Below are 14,351 nucleotides of genomic sequence, written 5' to 3'. Positions count from 1 at the left end.
CGGCGCGCCGGGCGCTGCGTTTGGAAGTGACCCTTTGATGGCACCCTCGGAAGAACTGGTCTTTGCGCCCCTCGGCGGCGTGGGCGAGATCGGCATGAATCTCGGCCTCTATGGCTTCGGTCCGAAGAAGGCGCGGGAATGGCTCATCGTCGATCTCGGCATGAGTTTCGCGGGGGATGAGGCGCCCGGCGTCGACCTCGTGCTGCCCGACATCCGCTTCCTGGAGACCGAGCGCAAGAAGATCGCCGGCCTCGTGCTGACCCATGGTCATGAGGACCATATCGGCGCGGTACTGGACCTCTGGCCGCGCCTGAAGTGCCCCATCTACACCACCCGCTTCACCGCTGGCCTGCTGGAAGCCAAGCGCGCCGGGGAGCCCGGAGCCCCTTCCGAGCTGCCTATCGAGGTGGTGCGCGCGCGCCAGCCGGTGCAGATCGGGCCGTTCTCGGTGGAATTCGTGCCGGTGTCGCACTCCATCCCGGACAGCCACGCCCTCGCCATCCGCACGGCGGCCGGGCTTGTGGTGCATACCGGCGACTGGAAGCTCGACCCGACGCCCCTCGTCGGCGAGGCCACCGACATCGCGCGGCTGAAGGCGCTGGGCGACGAGGGCGTGCGCGCCATCATCTGCGATTCCACCAACGCCATCCGCGACGGCATCTCCCCGTCCGAGGCGGATGTGGGGGCCTCGCTGAAGGCCATCGTCGCCAAGGCGAAGCACCGCATCGCCTTCACCACCTTCTCCTCCAACGTGGCCCGCATCCGCGGCATCGCCGAGGCGGCCTATGCCAATGGCCGCGAGGTGGTGCTGGTGGGCCGGGCGCTGGAGCGCGTCATCGGCGTCGCCCGCGAGCAGGGGCTGCTGGACGGCATTCCCGCTTTCCGCGGGGCGGACGCCTATGGATATCTGCCGCGCGAGCGGGTGGTGGCCATCCTCACCGGCAGCCAGGGCGAGCCGCGCGCCGCCCTGCGCCGCATCGCCGATGACGACCATCCGGAGATCGCCTTGTCGCCGGGCGATCAGGTGGTGTTCTCCTCGCGCACCATTCCCGGCAACGAGAAGGTGGTGAACCACATCGTCAACGCGCTCATCAAGCGCGGGGTGGAGGTCATCACCGATCGCACGGCCCTCGTCCACGTCTCCGGCCATCCCCGGCGCGGCGAGCTGGAGGAGATGTACCGCATGATCCGCCCGCAGGTGGCGATCCCGGTGCATGGCGAGGCGCTCCACCTGCACGAGCACGCTCTGCTCGCCCGCCGCCTCGGCGTGCCGGAGGTGCTGAACTGCTATGACGGCAACGTCATCCGCCTCGCGCCCGGCCCGGCCGAGCGGGTGGACGACGTGCCCTTCGGCCGCCTCTACAAGGATGGCCGCCTGCTGCTGGCGGAGGGCGCGCGCGCCATTCCCGAGCGGCGCAAGCTGAGCTTCGTGGGCGCCATCTCCATCGCCGTCGCGGTGAACAAGCAGGGCGGCCTTGCCGGCGATCCCTCCGTCGAGATCACCGGTGTGCCGGAGCGCGGGGAGGGCGGAGTGGACATGCTCGACCACGTGCTCGACACGGTGGTCGCCACCCTCGACAACCTGCCCAAGGCCCGTCGCCGCGATCCCGAGGCGCTGGCGGAGAGCCTGGAGCGGGCCGTGCGTTCGGCGGTGAACGCGGTGTGGGGCAAGAAGCCGGTCTGCCACGTCCACGTGCTGGAGGTGTGAGCGATGCGGAGGCTCCGCCTCTGCATCAAGCCGGCGCGGCGCCTTGAGCGAGGCAACCTGAGCCCTTCTCCTGCGGAGGTCGTGTTTCTCGCTCCGCCCCGTTGCGCTATGGATCGGTGACGAACCGGAGGGAAACATGATCGGACGGCTCAATCACGTGGCCATCGCGGTGCGCGACATCGCGGCCGCCTCGGCGCTCTATCGCGACACGCTCGGCGCGGATGTCTCCGCTGCCGTGCCGCAGGTGGAGCATGGGGTGACCACGGTGTTCGTGACCCTGCCCAACACCAAGATCGAGTTCCTGGAGCCGCTCGGCGCGGATTCGCCCATCGCCAAGTTCCTGGAGCGCAATCCGGACGGCGGCATCCACCATCTGTGCTACGAGGTGGACGACATCATCGTCGCCCGCGACCAGCTCAAGGCCAAGGGTGCGCGCGTCCTCGGCTCGGGCGAGCCGAAGATCGGCGCCCACGGCAAGCCCGTGCTGTTCCTTCACCCGAAGGATTTCAACGGCACGCTGGTGGAGCTGGAGCAGGCCTGACGCCAAAGGCCCGCGCCTCTGGTCCAGCCGGCGCGGCGCCTGAGCGAGCCCTCTCGGTGCCGGTCGAAGACCGAAGCCGACGGCATGAACCCGCATCCGCGGCGCCAGAAGGCCGGCGCCGCCAATCAAGGAAGACGCCGTGTCGGTCGGTGCCGTCGTCGCCATCTATTTCATCGTGTGGTGGACCAGCCTGTTCGCCGTGCTGCCATGGGGCGTGCGCTCCCAGGCCGAGAGCGCGGACATCACCCCCGGCACCGATCCCGGCGCGCCGGTGCGGCCGCTGATGCTCTACAAGGTGATCGCCACCAGCCTCATCGCGCTCGTGGTCACCGCCGGCATCGTTTACATCATGACCAGCGGCATCATCTCGCTGGAAGACATCCCGCTGCCCTTCAAGACCGCGGAATAGGCTGACCCTCCGGCATCAGTGCAGGGAGGTGCTGCCCACCGGGCCCGCGCCGCGCGGCGCGCCTGGGGCCGGCCCCGGTGCCAGCGGTCCGCTGAGCGCAAGGCGCAGCAGGCGCTCGCCCGTCACCGCCCGGCTGAACAGGTGGCCCTGGCCGAAATCGCAGCCCCGCGCCTTCAGGAAGTCGTGCTGGCGCGGATCCTCGATGCCCTCAGCCACCACCGAGAAGCCGAGCGCGCGGGCGATGGAGATGATCGCCGTGGCGATCTCCGCATCGGCGGCGCGCGGCAGGTCGCGCACGAAGCTGCGGTCGATCTTCAGCTTCGAGATGGGGAAGCGCTTGAGATAGGCGAGCGAGGAATAGCCCGTGCCGAAATCGTCGAGGGCGATGCGCACGCCGGTGTCCTTCAGCTGGCGCAGCTTGCGCTCCGCCGCAGCGCGGGCGTCGAACAGCAGGCTCTCGGTGATCTCCACCTCAAGCTTGTGGGCGGGCAGGCCGGTGCGGCGCAGGACGTCGTCCACGAACTCACACAGGGCGCCGCGCTGGAACTGGCGCGGTGACAGGTTCACCGCGATGAAGTCGAGGTCGGCCCCCTTGTCGAGCCATTCGGCCATCTGCCGGCAGGCGGCTTCCATCACCCAGTTGCCCAGAGGCTCGATGAGTCCGGTCTCCTCGGCCAGCGGGATGAAGCGGTTGGGGGTGACGAGGCCGTGGGTGGGGCTCTGCCAGCGCACCAGCGCCTCGGTGCCGGTGATGCGGCCGGTGGCAAGGTTCACCACCGGCTGGAAGTTCAGGATGAACTCGTCGCGGGCGAGGGCGCGCCGCAGGTCCGCTTCCATCTCCATCCGCACGCGGGCGCCGCGGGTGAGCGCCTGGGTATAGAAGGCGTAGCCGCCACGGCCGTGGGACTTCGCTTCCGCCAGCGCGGAATCGGCGTGCTGGAGCAGGCTCGCCGGCGTGTCCGCGTCCTCCGGGAACAGGCTGATGCCGACGCTGGCGCCGAGATAGATTTCCCCGCCGCCCGGCATGGAGAAGGGGCGGCCCATCTGCTGGATGACATGGTTGGCCAGGGTGGCGGCATCCTCGGGCCCGGAGATGCCCTCAAGGATGATGACGAACTCGTCGCCGCCATGGCGCCCGAGCGTGGCGCCGGCTTCCAGCTCGTCCTGGATGCGCTGGGCGGCCATCTGCAGCACGGCGTCGCCGGCCATGTGGCCGAGGCTGTCATTGACGGTCTTGAAGCGGTCGAGGTCCACGAACAGCACCGCGCACCGCGAGCCCGGCCGGCTCACCGCGAGGTCGAGCAGGGAGGCGAGGAGGGTGCGGTTCGGCAGGTCGGTGAGCGGGTCGTAATGGGCGATGCGGTCCAGCTCGAACTCGGAATGCTTGGCCTGGGTAATGTCCTGGAAGGCGCCAACGAAATTCTGCGCCGCGCCGCTGTCGTCATAAACCGTGCTGATGTTGAGCTGCTGGAGGAAGATTTCCCCGTTCTTGCGGCGGTTCCAGATCTCGCCCTGCCAGATGCCGGCGGTGGTCAGCTCGCTCCACAGGCTGCGGTAGAACTCCCGGTCGTGCCGGCCGGAATGGAGGAGCCGCATGTTCTGGCCGAGGATTTCCTCCTCTGCGTAGCCGGTGATGCGCGAGAAGGCCGGATTGACGGCGGACACCTCGGACTTGAGGTTCGTCACCACCAGCCCGTCGTGGGAATTGGCGAACACCGCTGCGGCGAGCCGCAGGTGGCGCTCGGTCTGCTTGGAGCTGGTGATGTCGGCGAGGAGGCCGACCGCGCGGCTGATGGAGCCGGCGGCATCGCGGGCGGCGAGGCCGTTCCAGCGGAAATCGTGATGGCTGCCGTCCGGCCGGCGCAGGCGGATGTCCAGCTCCAGCGTCGGCACCCCGCCTCTCAGGAACGCCTTCCAGGCCGGCGCCACCTTGCGACGGTCGTCCGGGTGGAGCAGTTCGTGCCACGGCCGCCGGATGTCCACGGCCTCGTCGGCGCCGACGCCGAGCATCTCCCGCGCCCGCTGGGAGAGATAGAGGCTGCCGGTGCGGACGTTCAGATCCCACACGCCCTGGTCCGAGCCCTTCACCGCGAGGCCGAAACGCTCCTCGCTCTCGCGCAAAGCGGCTTCGGCGGCGCGTCGGGCGGAAATGTCCTGTGCCACCAGCAGGAGGTGGTCCGCCGCACCATCCGCGTTGCGCACCAGCGAGAAGGTGAAGGCGAGCCAGACGGCCGAGCCGTCCGGATGAACGAGGCTTTCCTCGGTCTCGATTTCCGCGATCCGGCCATCGAGGAGCGGGCGGATCACGTCGGCACCGGCGGCGGCGTGGTCCGGGCTCCTCAGCTGCCAGAGGCGTTCGCCGGTCAGCGCGCTGGCGGGCCGGCCGAGCATGCGGCAGGCCTTGTCGTTGGCGCGCAGGATGGTGCCGTCGAGGTCGAGGTGGAGGATACCGGTGGCGGCCTGGTCGAAGGCGGCGCGGAAGCGCGCTTCCGCCTCGCTCACCGCACGGGCGGCGGAAAGCTCACGCGCCGCGTCGCGCATGCGCGACTTCTGCAGCAGGCCTCGCCCCACCGCCACCGCCAGCAGCAGCAACGCGCAGGCGAGCGCCGCCGAGAAGAAGGCGGAGGTGCGGGCGCCGCCCAGGATCTCGTCGCGGTCCACCTTCAGCACGAGAGAGGACTGGTCGCCGGGGATGGGCGTGCGCACCGCCAGCACGGCGCGGCCGGACGGATCGATGCCCGCGCCGCTCTGGCCCGGGCGGTCGCTGGCGGCGGCGAAGGGGTAGGGGTCGGCCACAAAGGTGCGCGGCAGTGGGGCGGCCTGATCGCGCGAGACGGCGGAGGTGACGCGCACGCCGCCGCGCGGGTCCGGCCCTACCAGCAGCGCCTCGGCGCTGCGGGCGGTGCGGAACACGGCGGAGAGCATGGGATGGGCTTCCGGCCGCACCGCCGACTGCAGGAACAGCACGCAGCAGGGGTCGTGCTCGGCGTCGCGCACCGGCACGTTGACCAGAAAGGCGAAGCCTCCCGCCCGTGTGGAATCGCGTGGCGGCGGAGCTTCCGCCATCTGGCCGGTGGCCGCCACCTGCCGCACCATCTCCGCCATATCCGGCCGGCCGGGCTCCGCGCCGGAGGCCATGATGAAGGCGCCGTTGTTGGCCCACAGCTCGGCCCCTGTGAAGCCGAAGGCGCGCGCGCTCTCGCCGAGCAGCAGGCGCAGGCGCTCGCGCCGCTCGGAGGAGGGTTCGCCATGCCAGCCGGCCACGTCGTCGGCGAGGAAACGGCTCGATCCCAGCGCCAGCGCGCCCGTCTCTAGGCGCTGGCGCTCCTGGGCGAGGTTGCGCACCTGCACCTCCGCCAGGGTGCCGAGCAGCTTGCGTGTTTCGGAGAGCGCCGACTGCACGCTCGCCTGATAGACGAGCACCGTCACCACGAGGAGGATGGCGCCGAGGCCCAGCAGCAGCAGCACGGCGCGCATGGCGCCCCTGGAGTTCGGCACGGCGGGGGCTGCGCGCTCCGCGCCGGCCTTACGCGGCGCCGGTATGGTCTCGGCCGGCGTCACCGCGGCTGCACGGCGCCGGGCGACGACGAGCGTGGCCATGAACGCGGCGGTGCCGATGACGGCGGCAGCGATGAGCGCGATGAGCGTGGTCTTGAGCGTCGGCGCGCCGCCGAGACCGCCGGCGGCGAGGGAGGGCTGGGCTTCGGCCGCACGGCTCCATAGCGCAGCTACCGCCGTGAGCGCGGTCGCCGCGCGGACCCGCCCTCTGGCCGGTTGCGCCCTCATCATGCCTCGTCTAGCCGCCTCTTTGCCGCCGCGATCCGGCGGACAAGCCGCCGCCGTAGTGAGACCTATATCTTGGCCGTTCGCGGGAAAAAGCGAAATCACGCAATTTCCCTATGACTTGGCTGTAAAATACCAACCGCAGGCCCGGTACGCCACCCTGCGGACGTTCCGCCTTCCGCCGATACCTTGTCGTGAGACTTGGTCCTGAGACTTGCTCCTGCCGCGATCATCCACCATTTGTAGGAGGCTGGCCCGCCGACTTTGAACCGGCCGGGTCTGGAGGTCTGCCATGAGTGTCGCTGAAACACCCCCCGCTCGCCCCGCCCGGCGCAGCCTGCCGCCGGTCATCCGGATCACCGATATCGCCGCCGAGCGCCTGCGCGAGATTTTGGCCGAGTCCGAGCCGGGCACTGCGGTGCGCGTGGGCATCGAGAACGGCGGATGCGCCGGCATGTCCTACAAGCTCGACTTCACCACCGATGTGGCGCCGCTCGACGCGGTGGTCGAGGACAAGGGAGTGAAGGTGGTGGTCGATTCCAAGGCGGTGCTGTTCCTCATCGGCACCGAGATGGATTTCAAGACGGACAAGGTCTCATCCCAGTTCGTCTTCAATAACCCCAACCAGACGTCCTCCTGCGGCTGCGGCGAATCCGTCGCCATCACCCCGGTGGCCGTCGACGCGTCCTGAGCGGCGCGCCGGCGCGGGACGGGCAGGGCGGTTCAGCCGCCGTTCAGACTGGCCCCGGCAAGAGAGGCATGTCGCGTGGATGACGGCTTCGGCCGACGCCCGCGCGCGCCGTCTCAACTGCCCACAGGTGCCATCTTGACCCCTCGTCCCATCGCCGCCCTCCTGTCGAGCCCCGCATTCGGCATCGTCGCCCGTGCCCTGCTCACCTTCATCTTCTGGGGCGCGGGCCTGGACAAGCTGTTCAACTTCGGCGGGGCGCTGGCGCTGTTCGAGTTCTTCGGGGTGAAGCCGGCGGTGTTCTTCGTGCCTCTCGCCATCTTCGTGCTGCTCGGCGGCTCGGCCATGGTCATCGCCAACCGCATGGCCTGGCTCGGCTTCGGCATGCTGGCGGTGTTCACCGCCCTGACCATTCCCATCGCCCATCCCTTCTGGACCATGCAGGGCGAGCAGCGCCTGTTCGAGTTCCACGTGGTGGTGGAGCACATCAGCCTCATCGGCGGCCTGATGATCGGCGCCATCCTGTGCTTGCGCCTCGAGCGCGAAGCGCGGCCCCGCATCTGACGGTGCGAAGCGCGGCCCCGCGCCTGACGGCACGGCCCATCGGCCCGCGCCTCGTCGCGGTGGAAGCCGGCGCGGCAGGAGGTACACTCCCGCCGCGAAATATGCTCTAAGACACGTCCACCGGGCCATGCGCCCGGTCCCGCGGACGTGGCGAAACCGGTAGACGCACGAGACTTAAAATCTTGCGCCGCAAGGCGTGCGGGTTCGAGTCCCGCCGTCCGCACCACCCGCAGGCCCGCGCCAGACGTTCCGTTCCCGCATGACCGGCGCTGGCGCCCTGCGGCGGGATCACTCCCCGGCTGCGGGCGGAGATGCTATTTGGAGGCATTCGCCAGTGATCGGCGACCCGTGCGCCCATCTGCCCCTCGCCCCGGATCCTCCCCCGTGAACGCCCCGCCTTCCCTTCACCATGCGCATCATGCGCCGCCGGTGTATTTCCTCCAGGGCATGCGCAAAGCCGTGTCGGTGCCCGCGCTGGTGCTGTTTGCGAGCTATCTGGGCTTCGGCGCGGTGCTGCATGGGGTGGGATTTCCCCTCGGGGCCGGCGTCGCCTCGACCCTGCTCGTGTGGGCCTTGCCGGCACAGCTGATCCTCATCGGCGGCCTTGCGGCGGGTACGGCGCTGCCGGCCATTGCGCTCGCCGTCGGGCTTTCCTCCATGCGCCTCCTGCCCATGGTGGTCTCGGTGGCGCCCTATATGCGCGGGCCGCGCCGCAGCCTGTTCTGGGAGCTGGTATGCGCCCATTTCGTCGCGATGACGGTCTGGCTCGAAGGGCTCCGCATGCTGCCGCACCTGCCCGGCGAAGCGCGCGTGCCCTTCACGCTCGGGCTGGGCCTGTCGCTGATCGGCGTGAGCTGCCTGGGCACGGTGGCGGGCTACACGGTGGCCGGCGAGGTGCCCGGCTGGGTCGCGGCCGGCCTGCTTCTGCTCACGCCCTTGTCCTTCACCGTGCTGATGGTGCGCAACGCGGTCTCGGCCACCGATTGGCTGGCGCTTGCCGCCGGCCTCATCCTGATGCCGCTGACGCTGCATCTCGAGGGCGGGCTTGACCTGATGATCTCCGGCATCGGCGGGGGCACGCTTGCCTTCATCGGTGGCCGGCTGCTGGAGCGGCGTCGATGATCGCCCCGATGAGCGAGGGCACCGCCCTGCTGCTGGTGATTCTGCTCGGCTTCCTGCCGACCGAGGTGTGGCGCACACTTGCGGTCATTGCCGGTCGCCGCGTGGAGGAGGGGAGCGCCGTCTTCCACTGGGTGCGGGCGGTGGCCACTGCGCTCCTCGCCGCCGTGATCGCGCGCCTCCTGTTCGCGCCGGCCGGGGCCCTCGCGGAGGTACCGCTGGCGCTGCGCCTCGGGGCGGTGGCCGTGGGGGTGACGGGCTTCCTGCTGGTGCGCCGCTCGGTGTTCGCCGGGGTGGTGGTGGGCGAGATCGTGCTCATCGGCGGCGCTTATTTTCTCCACGGCTGAAGCGTGGCGATCCTCGCGCGGCCCGTTGCCGGGCAAGACTTTGCGGCGGTTCGGGCGGTATCGCGAGGCCTGCGTCGTCCACAGGGCAGGGGCGTCAGACCACAAATAATGCCCCATGCCCTTTCCATCGGGGGCGGGGATTGCTACATACGCCTCGCCGACAGCCGGTTCGCCGGCAAACTCTCGGTTCTGACGCGGGGTGGAGCAGCCCGGTAGCTCGTCAGGCTCATAACCTGAAGGTCGCAGGTTCAAATCCTGCCCCCGCAACCAAATCCTTGGTTCCAAGTACGCAAAAGGGTCGCCGCAAGGCGGCCCTTTTGCGTTTCGCCGGTGAGGGAGGGAGCCGGGTACGCACCGGTTTACGTATCAATCCCGAGACGGCTCAGGACACCCCCTGCTCGCGCTCAAGGTCGCATCGTGCTACTTTGAGGCGAATAAATGCCCGATTTCGCTTGGCCTAAGCTGCTGACGAAAGGGGGAAAAGGGATGAAGTGTCCTCCGATACCTCCCCACGAGAAAGACCGTCTCGCGGCGCTCGATAGTTATGGCCTGGACGGCCAGGGGACAGTCGCCGGCCTGACGCCGCTGGTCGAGATGGCCCTGCGGGTCTTCAACGTACCGATGGCCGCCGTGAACATGATCGGCGCTAATAGCGTGTTCTTCGCGGCGAGCGCCGGGTTTGGCGATGACGTGGACAAGCGCCGGGAAGTGTCCTTCTGCGCCCACACCATCCTCCAGGGCGCCACCATGGTCGTGCCGGACGCCACGCACGATGATCGCTTCCACGACAATCCGCTGGTTTCCGGCCCCACCAACATCCGCTTCTATGCCGGCGTGCCACTGCTCTCGGCGGAAGGCCACGCCATCGGCGTGCTCTGCATTCTCGATACCGTGCCCTATGACGGCTTCAGCGCCGAGGATCGTGTCCGCCTGAGCGACCTCGCCCACATGGTGATGGATCGGCTGGAGATACGCCGCCTCGCCATGGCCGCGTCGGCGGGCCGAACGGCAGCCCCGAACCGGGTCGTAGGGCCGGAGCACCTCGCGCACCTCGCCCAGATCGACGCCCTGACCGGTCTGCCCAACCGCCGCCAGTTCTACCGGGCGGTCGAGGCGGCGCTTCTCTGCGGCCGCGCTTGCGGACTGCTGATGGTGGACGTGGACGGCTTCAAGGACATCAACAACATCCTCGGCCCGGCTGCGGGCGACGATGTATTGAGGGCCATCGGCCAGCTTCTGGTCGCCGAGGCGTCGGGCGGCACCGCCGTCGCACGGGTGGGTGGAGACGAGTTCGCGATGCTGGTCTGCGGGCTGACGGCGGAGGCGGCCAAGCCCTTCGCCCGCCAGCTTCTCGCCAAGATCTCCGAGCTTGCCCCCATCGGGCACGAAGACATGCGGATCAGTGCGAGCTGCGGCATCGCGCTGTCCCCGCGCGATGCGCAGGAGCCGGTGGAACTGATCGGCGATGCCGACCTCGCGCTCCACGCCGCCAAGGCCGAGGCGAGCGCGAACGTGGCGCTCTATTCTCCGGCGCTGCGCACCGACGCGATGGACCGTCGCCTCTCCAGCATCGATCTCCACCGGGCGGTGGTGAACGGGGAATTCCTGCTCTTCTATCAGCCGCAGGTGCGCCTGTCGGACGGGGCGCTGATCGGCGCGGAAGCGCTCATCCGCTGGATGCATCCCAGCCGCGGCCTGCTGTCTCCGGCCGCCTTCCTGCCGGCGCTGGAGGGGAGCGCTCTGGCGCCCCAGGTCGGGCGTTGGGTCATCGAGGAGGGATGCGCCCAGGCGGCCCGCTGGCGACGGCAGGGCGCCCCCGATTTCCGCATGGCCGTCAATCTCTTCGCCTCGCAGTTTCGCACCGGCGATCTACCCCGCGAGGTGGAGGAGTCGCTGGCGCGGCACGGTCTGCCGCCGGAGGCGCTGGAGCTTGAGATCACCGAGAACATCGTGCTCTCGGACCATTCCAACGCCATCGACGCCTTGGCGCGGCTGCGGCAGATGGGCGTCCGTATCGCCTTCGACGATTTCGGCACCGGCTATGCCTCGCTCAGCCTGCTGACCCGGTGTCCGGTGAGCTGCATCAAGCTAGATCGCAGCTTCGTTCAGGCCATGCTGCACGCGCCGCGCGAGGCGGCGGTCATCGCCGCCATCCTGGAGATGGGGCGGGCTCTCGACATGGACGTGATCGCCGAGGGCATCGAGACCGAGGCCGAGCGGGCCTACCTCGCCGAGCGCCATTGTCCGGAAGGGCAGGGCTATCTGTTCGGCCGCCCGATGCCTGCGGAGGAGTTCGAGGCGCGCCTTGGCCAGGCGGCGGTCTTCGTGCCGCAGGGCGCGGCGGAACGGGACGCAGGCCGGCGGGTCTGCTGAACGGGGCGCGCCGTTTGGCGGCCTATCCTTCGGTGACCGCCGATGCGCGCAGGCGGTGGCTGCGCACCTTGCTGCGGTTTCCGCAGGCGGCCATGGAGCACCAGCGCCGGGTGCCGTTGCGCGCGGTGTCGTAGAAGACGAGGCTGCATTCGGGATTGGCGCAGTGCCGGAGCCGCGCCGGCTCGTGACGGGCGGCAAAATCCGCGAAATCGGCGGCGATGGCGGCCAGCGGGCCGGCACCCTCCGGCCTGTGCTCTTCCACCACCAGCGCGCCGCCCCGCCAGGCGAGGCGCGGCTGGGGCGCACCCGCCGCAAGCAGGTCGTTGACGCGCTCGATGTCGGCCGGCTTCGGCTTGCTGCCGGTCCTGAGGCATTCGAACAGGCGGGCGAGCGTTTCACGCAGAGCGAGGGCCTGCGGCCGCAGCGCATCGGCGGCACCGGCATCGAGCCCGGCCGCCCGCAGCCAGCGGTGCCAGCCATCGTCCGTGGCGAGAAAATCGCCCAGTGCGGCCGGGGCGGAATTGACGAGATCGATCCACAGGCGACTGCCCAAGAAAGGCATCCCATCACGGAAATCGCTCTCCTGCGGTGTGTTCACGCGATCCTCTCGACTGTCTGCCGCCTGACCCGGCTCTCTGCCGGTGAGGCTTCGGCGGACGTGTAACCGGAAAGATAGGCGATTACCGGGTGCGCACAAGTGCGCATTGGGTCGTAACCTGTTAAAATGATATTGACAGGTTATGTGCGGCATGTAACCCCATAATCGGTAATAAGCCAGTTACGCGGAGACATCCCATGCATGCCGTCAACACCCCCGCGCGCCCCGGCGCCGGGACCGAGGTCGCCTATCACCGTGCCGCCATCCAGGGGCTCGACATTTTCTATCGGGAGGCCGGCCCGGCTGATGCGCCGGTGGTCGTGCTGCTGCATGGCTTTCCCTCCTCCTCGCACATGTTCCGCAACCTCATTCCCGCGCTGGCCGACCGCTACCGGGTGATCGCGCCGGACTATCCGGGCTTCGGCCAGTCCAGCGCGCCGGCGCCCGAGGCGTTCGCCTACAGCTTCGACAAGCTGGCCGATGTGGTCGAAGCGCTGCTTGAAGGGCTCGGCATCCGCCGCTATGCGCTCTACATGCAGGATTATGGCGGCCCCGTTGGCTTCCGGCTCGCGGCCCGGCATCCCGAGCGCGTCACGGGGCTCATCGTGCAGAACGCGGTGGCGAACCTCGAAGGCTTCCACGCCAATGCGGCCGCCGCCTTCGGCCCCTACTGGACCGACCGCAACGCGGAGACGGAGAAGCCCGTCCGCGGCTTCCTCGCCGCCGAGACCACGCGCTTCCAGTACGAGCACGGCTCGTCCACCCGCGCCGACCGCCTCTCGCCCGACACCTGGACCCACGACCAGGCGCTGCTCGACCGCCCCGGCAACGACCGGATCCAGCTGGAACTGCTCTATCGCTACCAGGACAATGTGGGCGCCTATCCCGCCTTCCAGGCCTATCTGAAGGACCGCCAGCCCAACATCCTGGTGGTGTGGGGCGACAACGACCCTTTCTTCACCGCCGAGGGCCGCGACCTGTTCAAGGCGCTGGTGCCCGCGACCGAAGTGCACACCTACGACGCCGGCCACTTCGCGCTGGAAACCCATCTGCCGGAGATCGCCGGCGCCATCCGCGGCTTCCTCGCCCGCATCGCCTGAGATCGATCCCGACACCGCCGCGCCGGGCCCTCCGGCGCGGCCGCCCTCCAATGGAGCCAGCCTCGTGCCCCTGATGCTTTGCCCAACTTCGGTTTCGGGACGGATTTCGCTCGCCGCGATGGCCGTCCTCGTCGCCCTGTCGCTGCCGACTCCCACATCTGCCGCGTCGCCGCCCGCGCCTGCTGCCACGACGACGCAGCCGGCCGCTCTCTCGCCCACGGTCCACTACCGGTCCAAAAGCATCGGCGGTGTCGAGATCTTCTATCGCGAGGCGGGGCCGGTGGATGCGCCTGTGCTCCTGCTGCTGCATGGCTTTCCCTCGTCCTCGCACATGTTCCGAAACCTCATTCCGCTGCTCGCCGACCGCTACCGGGTGATCGCGCCGGACTATCCCGGCTTCGGCCACAGCGGCGTGCCGGACCGCGCGCAATTCACCTATGGGTTCGCCGCCTTCGCCGATCTCGTGGACGGCCTTATGGGCACCCTCGGGGCCGAGCGTTACGCGCTGTACGTCATGGATTACGGCGCGCCGGTGGGCTACCGGCTGGCGCTCAAGCACCCCGAGCGCGTGACGGCGCTGGTGGTGCAGAACGGCAATGCCTATGAGGACGGCCTGAGCCCCTTCTGGTCGCCGCTCAAGGCCTATTGGGCGGATGGATCACAGGCCAACCGAGAGGCGTTGCGCGCGGGCCTGACGCGTGAGGCGACCCGCTCGCAGTATGTGAACGGTGTCGCCGACGTCTCCCGCATCGATCCCGACACCTGGCTGGTGGACCAGGCGCTGCTCGACCGGCCCGGCGTGGACGAGATCATGTTCGATCTGTTCAAGGATTATGCGAGCAATATCGCCCTCTATCCGCAGTTCCACGCCTTCTTCCGGGAGAAAAAGCCGCCGACGCTCATCGTCTGGGGCGCCAATGACGAGATCTTCCCGGCCGCCGGCGCGCGGGCCTATCTCAGGGATCTGCCGAAGGCGGAGCTTTATCTGCTGAACAGCGGCCATTTCGCCCTGGAAGACAAGGGCGCCGAGATCGCCGTCCTGATGCGCGACTTCCTCGCGCGCTCGCTCCCCGCCACCGCGCCCGGCAAGCCCGCCGCGCGTTGAGGGGAACATGACCGGC

General features: G+C 69.2%; 12 protein-coding genes and 2 tRNA genes. 12 read left to right on the top strand and 2 right to left on the bottom strand.

The window, feature by feature from the left end; genetic code table 11:
* The first annotated feature begins 37 nt into the window (after positions 1-37).
* The 3 genes from FHT36_RS20060 to FHT36_RS20050 all read left to right on the top strand — a co-directional run bounded on the left by FHT36_RS20060 (position 38) and on the right by FHT36_RS20050 (position 2,658).
* Entirely contained in the window at positions 38-1,708 is a 1,671-nt protein-coding gene (locus tag FHT36_RS20060) for a ribonuclease J (protein ID WP_169124250.1), read from the top strand.
* 136 nt (positions 1,709-1,844) lie between these two features.
* Positions 1,845-2,249, top strand: a complete 405-nt coding sequence (gene mce / locus FHT36_RS20055; protein ID WP_169124249.1) for a methylmalonyl-CoA epimerase — start codon at positions 1,845-1,847, stop codon at positions 2,247-2,249.
* Between the two features lie 139 nt (positions 2,250-2,388).
* Entirely contained in the window at positions 2,389-2,658 is a 270-nt protein-coding gene (locus FHT36_RS20050; RefSeq protein ID WP_169124248.1) for a DUF1467 family protein, read from the top strand.
* A 15-nt stretch (positions 2,659-2,673) separates the two neighbouring features.
* Here the strand turns inward: FHT36_RS20050 and FHT36_RS20045 are convergent, their stop codons facing one another.
* A complete protein-coding gene (locus FHT36_RS20045; RefSeq protein WP_169124247.1) occupies positions 2,674-6,444 on the bottom strand; it encodes a bifunctional diguanylate cyclase/phosphodiesterase in 3,771 nt (1,256 codons plus the stop codon).
* A gap of 289 nt (positions 6,445-6,733) precedes the next feature.
* Between FHT36_RS20045 and FHT36_RS20040 the strand changes: the two genes are divergently transcribed.
* From FHT36_RS20040 to FHT36_RS20010, 7 genes are all read left to right on the top strand, one after another.
* Positions 6,734-7,132 (top strand): iron-sulfur cluster assembly accessory protein, encoded by a 399-nt coding sequence (locus tag FHT36_RS20040; protein WP_169124246.1) that lies wholly within the window; start codon positions 6,734-6,736, stop codon positions 7,130-7,132.
* 135 nt (positions 7,133-7,267) lie between these two features.
* Entirely contained in the window at positions 7,268-7,693 is a 426-nt protein-coding gene (locus FHT36_RS20035; RefSeq protein ID WP_169124245.1) for a DoxX family protein, read from the top strand.
* A gap of 141 nt (positions 7,694-7,834) precedes the next feature.
* Positions 7,835-7,919 (top strand) — tRNA-Leu (locus FHT36_RS20030).
* Positions 7,920-8,077: 158 nt separating this feature from the next.
* The gene (locus FHT36_RS20025; protein WP_281810196.1) at positions 8,078-8,815 is read left to right on the top strand and encodes an AzlC family ABC transporter permease; all 738 of its coding nucleotides are present in this window, start codon (positions 8,078-8,080) and stop codon (positions 8,813-8,815) included.
* Positions 8,812-9,159 carry an AzlD domain-containing protein gene (locus FHT36_RS20020; RefSeq protein WP_169124244.1) on the top strand — a complete coding sequence of 116 codons (348 nt, stop codon included), beginning with the start codon at positions 8,812-8,814 and terminating at the stop codon, positions 9,157-9,159. Before FHT36_RS20025 ends, FHT36_RS20020 begins: the two co-directional genes overlap by 4 nt.
* Positions 9,160-9,352: 193 nt before the next feature.
* Positions 9,353-9,429, top strand: a tRNA-Met gene (locus tag FHT36_RS20015).
* A 216-nt stretch (positions 9,430-9,645) separates the two neighbouring features.
* Positions 9,646-11,532 carry a sensor domain-containing phosphodiesterase gene (locus FHT36_RS20010; RefSeq protein ID WP_169124243.1) on the top strand — a complete coding sequence of 629 codons (1,887 nt, stop codon included), beginning with the start codon at positions 9,646-9,648 and terminating at the stop codon, positions 11,530-11,532.
* A gap of 22 nt (positions 11,533-11,554) precedes the next feature.
* On the opposite strand, the gene FHT36_RS20005 is transcribed toward FHT36_RS20010, so the two are convergent.
* Complete coding sequence (locus FHT36_RS20005; protein WP_169124242.1) at positions 11,555-12,085, bottom strand: ABATE domain-containing protein; 531 nt, start codon at positions 12,083-12,085, stop codon at positions 11,555-11,557.
* Between the two features lie 242 nt (positions 12,086-12,327).
* On the opposite strand from FHT36_RS20005, the gene FHT36_RS20000 reads away from it, so the two are divergent.
* Positions 12,328-13,230, top strand: coding sequence for an alpha/beta fold hydrolase (locus FHT36_RS20000; protein ID WP_169124241.1), 903 nt, complete (start codon positions 12,328-12,330; stop codon positions 13,228-13,230).
* 118 nt (positions 13,231-13,348) lie between these two features.
* Entirely contained in the window at positions 13,349-14,335 is a 987-nt protein-coding gene (locus FHT36_RS19995; RefSeq protein WP_169124240.1) for an alpha/beta fold hydrolase, read from the top strand.
* Positions 14,336-14,351: the final 16 nt, after the last annotated feature.

This window comes from Xanthobacter sp. SG618 (assembly GCF_012932745.1).
In the GTDB taxonomy this organism is placed as follows: domain Bacteria; phylum Pseudomonadota; class Alphaproteobacteria; order Rhizobiales; family Xanthobacteraceae; genus Xanthobacter; species Xanthobacter flavus.
This window is presented reverse-complemented; position numbering and strand designations above follow the sequence as displayed.

Coding starts and splice junctions, on each gene's coding strand:
- FHT36_RS19995 (WP_169124240.1), top strand. CDS start 13,349: ATGGCCGTCCTCGTCGCCCTGTCGCTGCCGACTCCCACATCTGCCGCG.
- FHT36_RS20060 (WP_169124250.1), top strand. CDS start 38: ATGGCACCCTCGGAAGAACTGGTCTTTGCGCCCCTCGGCGGCGTGGGC.
- FHT36_RS20010 (WP_169124243.1), top strand. CDS start 9,646: ATGAAGTGTCCTCCGATACCTCCCCACGAGAAAGACCGTCTCGCGGCG.
- mce (WP_169124249.1), top strand. CDS start 1,845: ATGATCGGACGGCTCAATCACGTGGCCATCGCGGTGCGCGACATCGCG.
- FHT36_RS20045 (WP_169124247.1), bottom strand. CDS start 6,444: ATGAGGGCGCAACCGGCCAGAGGGCGGGTCCGCGCGGCGACCGCGCTC.
- FHT36_RS20000 (WP_169124241.1), top strand. CDS start 12,328: ATGCATGCCGTCAACACCCCCGCGCGCCCCGGCGCCGGGACCGAGGTC.
- FHT36_RS20040 (WP_169124246.1), top strand. CDS start 6,734: ATGAGTGTCGCTGAAACACCCCCCGCTCGCCCCGCCCGGCGCAGCCTG.
- FHT36_RS20020 (WP_169124244.1), top strand. CDS start 8,812: ATGATCGCCCCGATGAGCGAGGGCACCGCCCTGCTGCTGGTGATTCTG.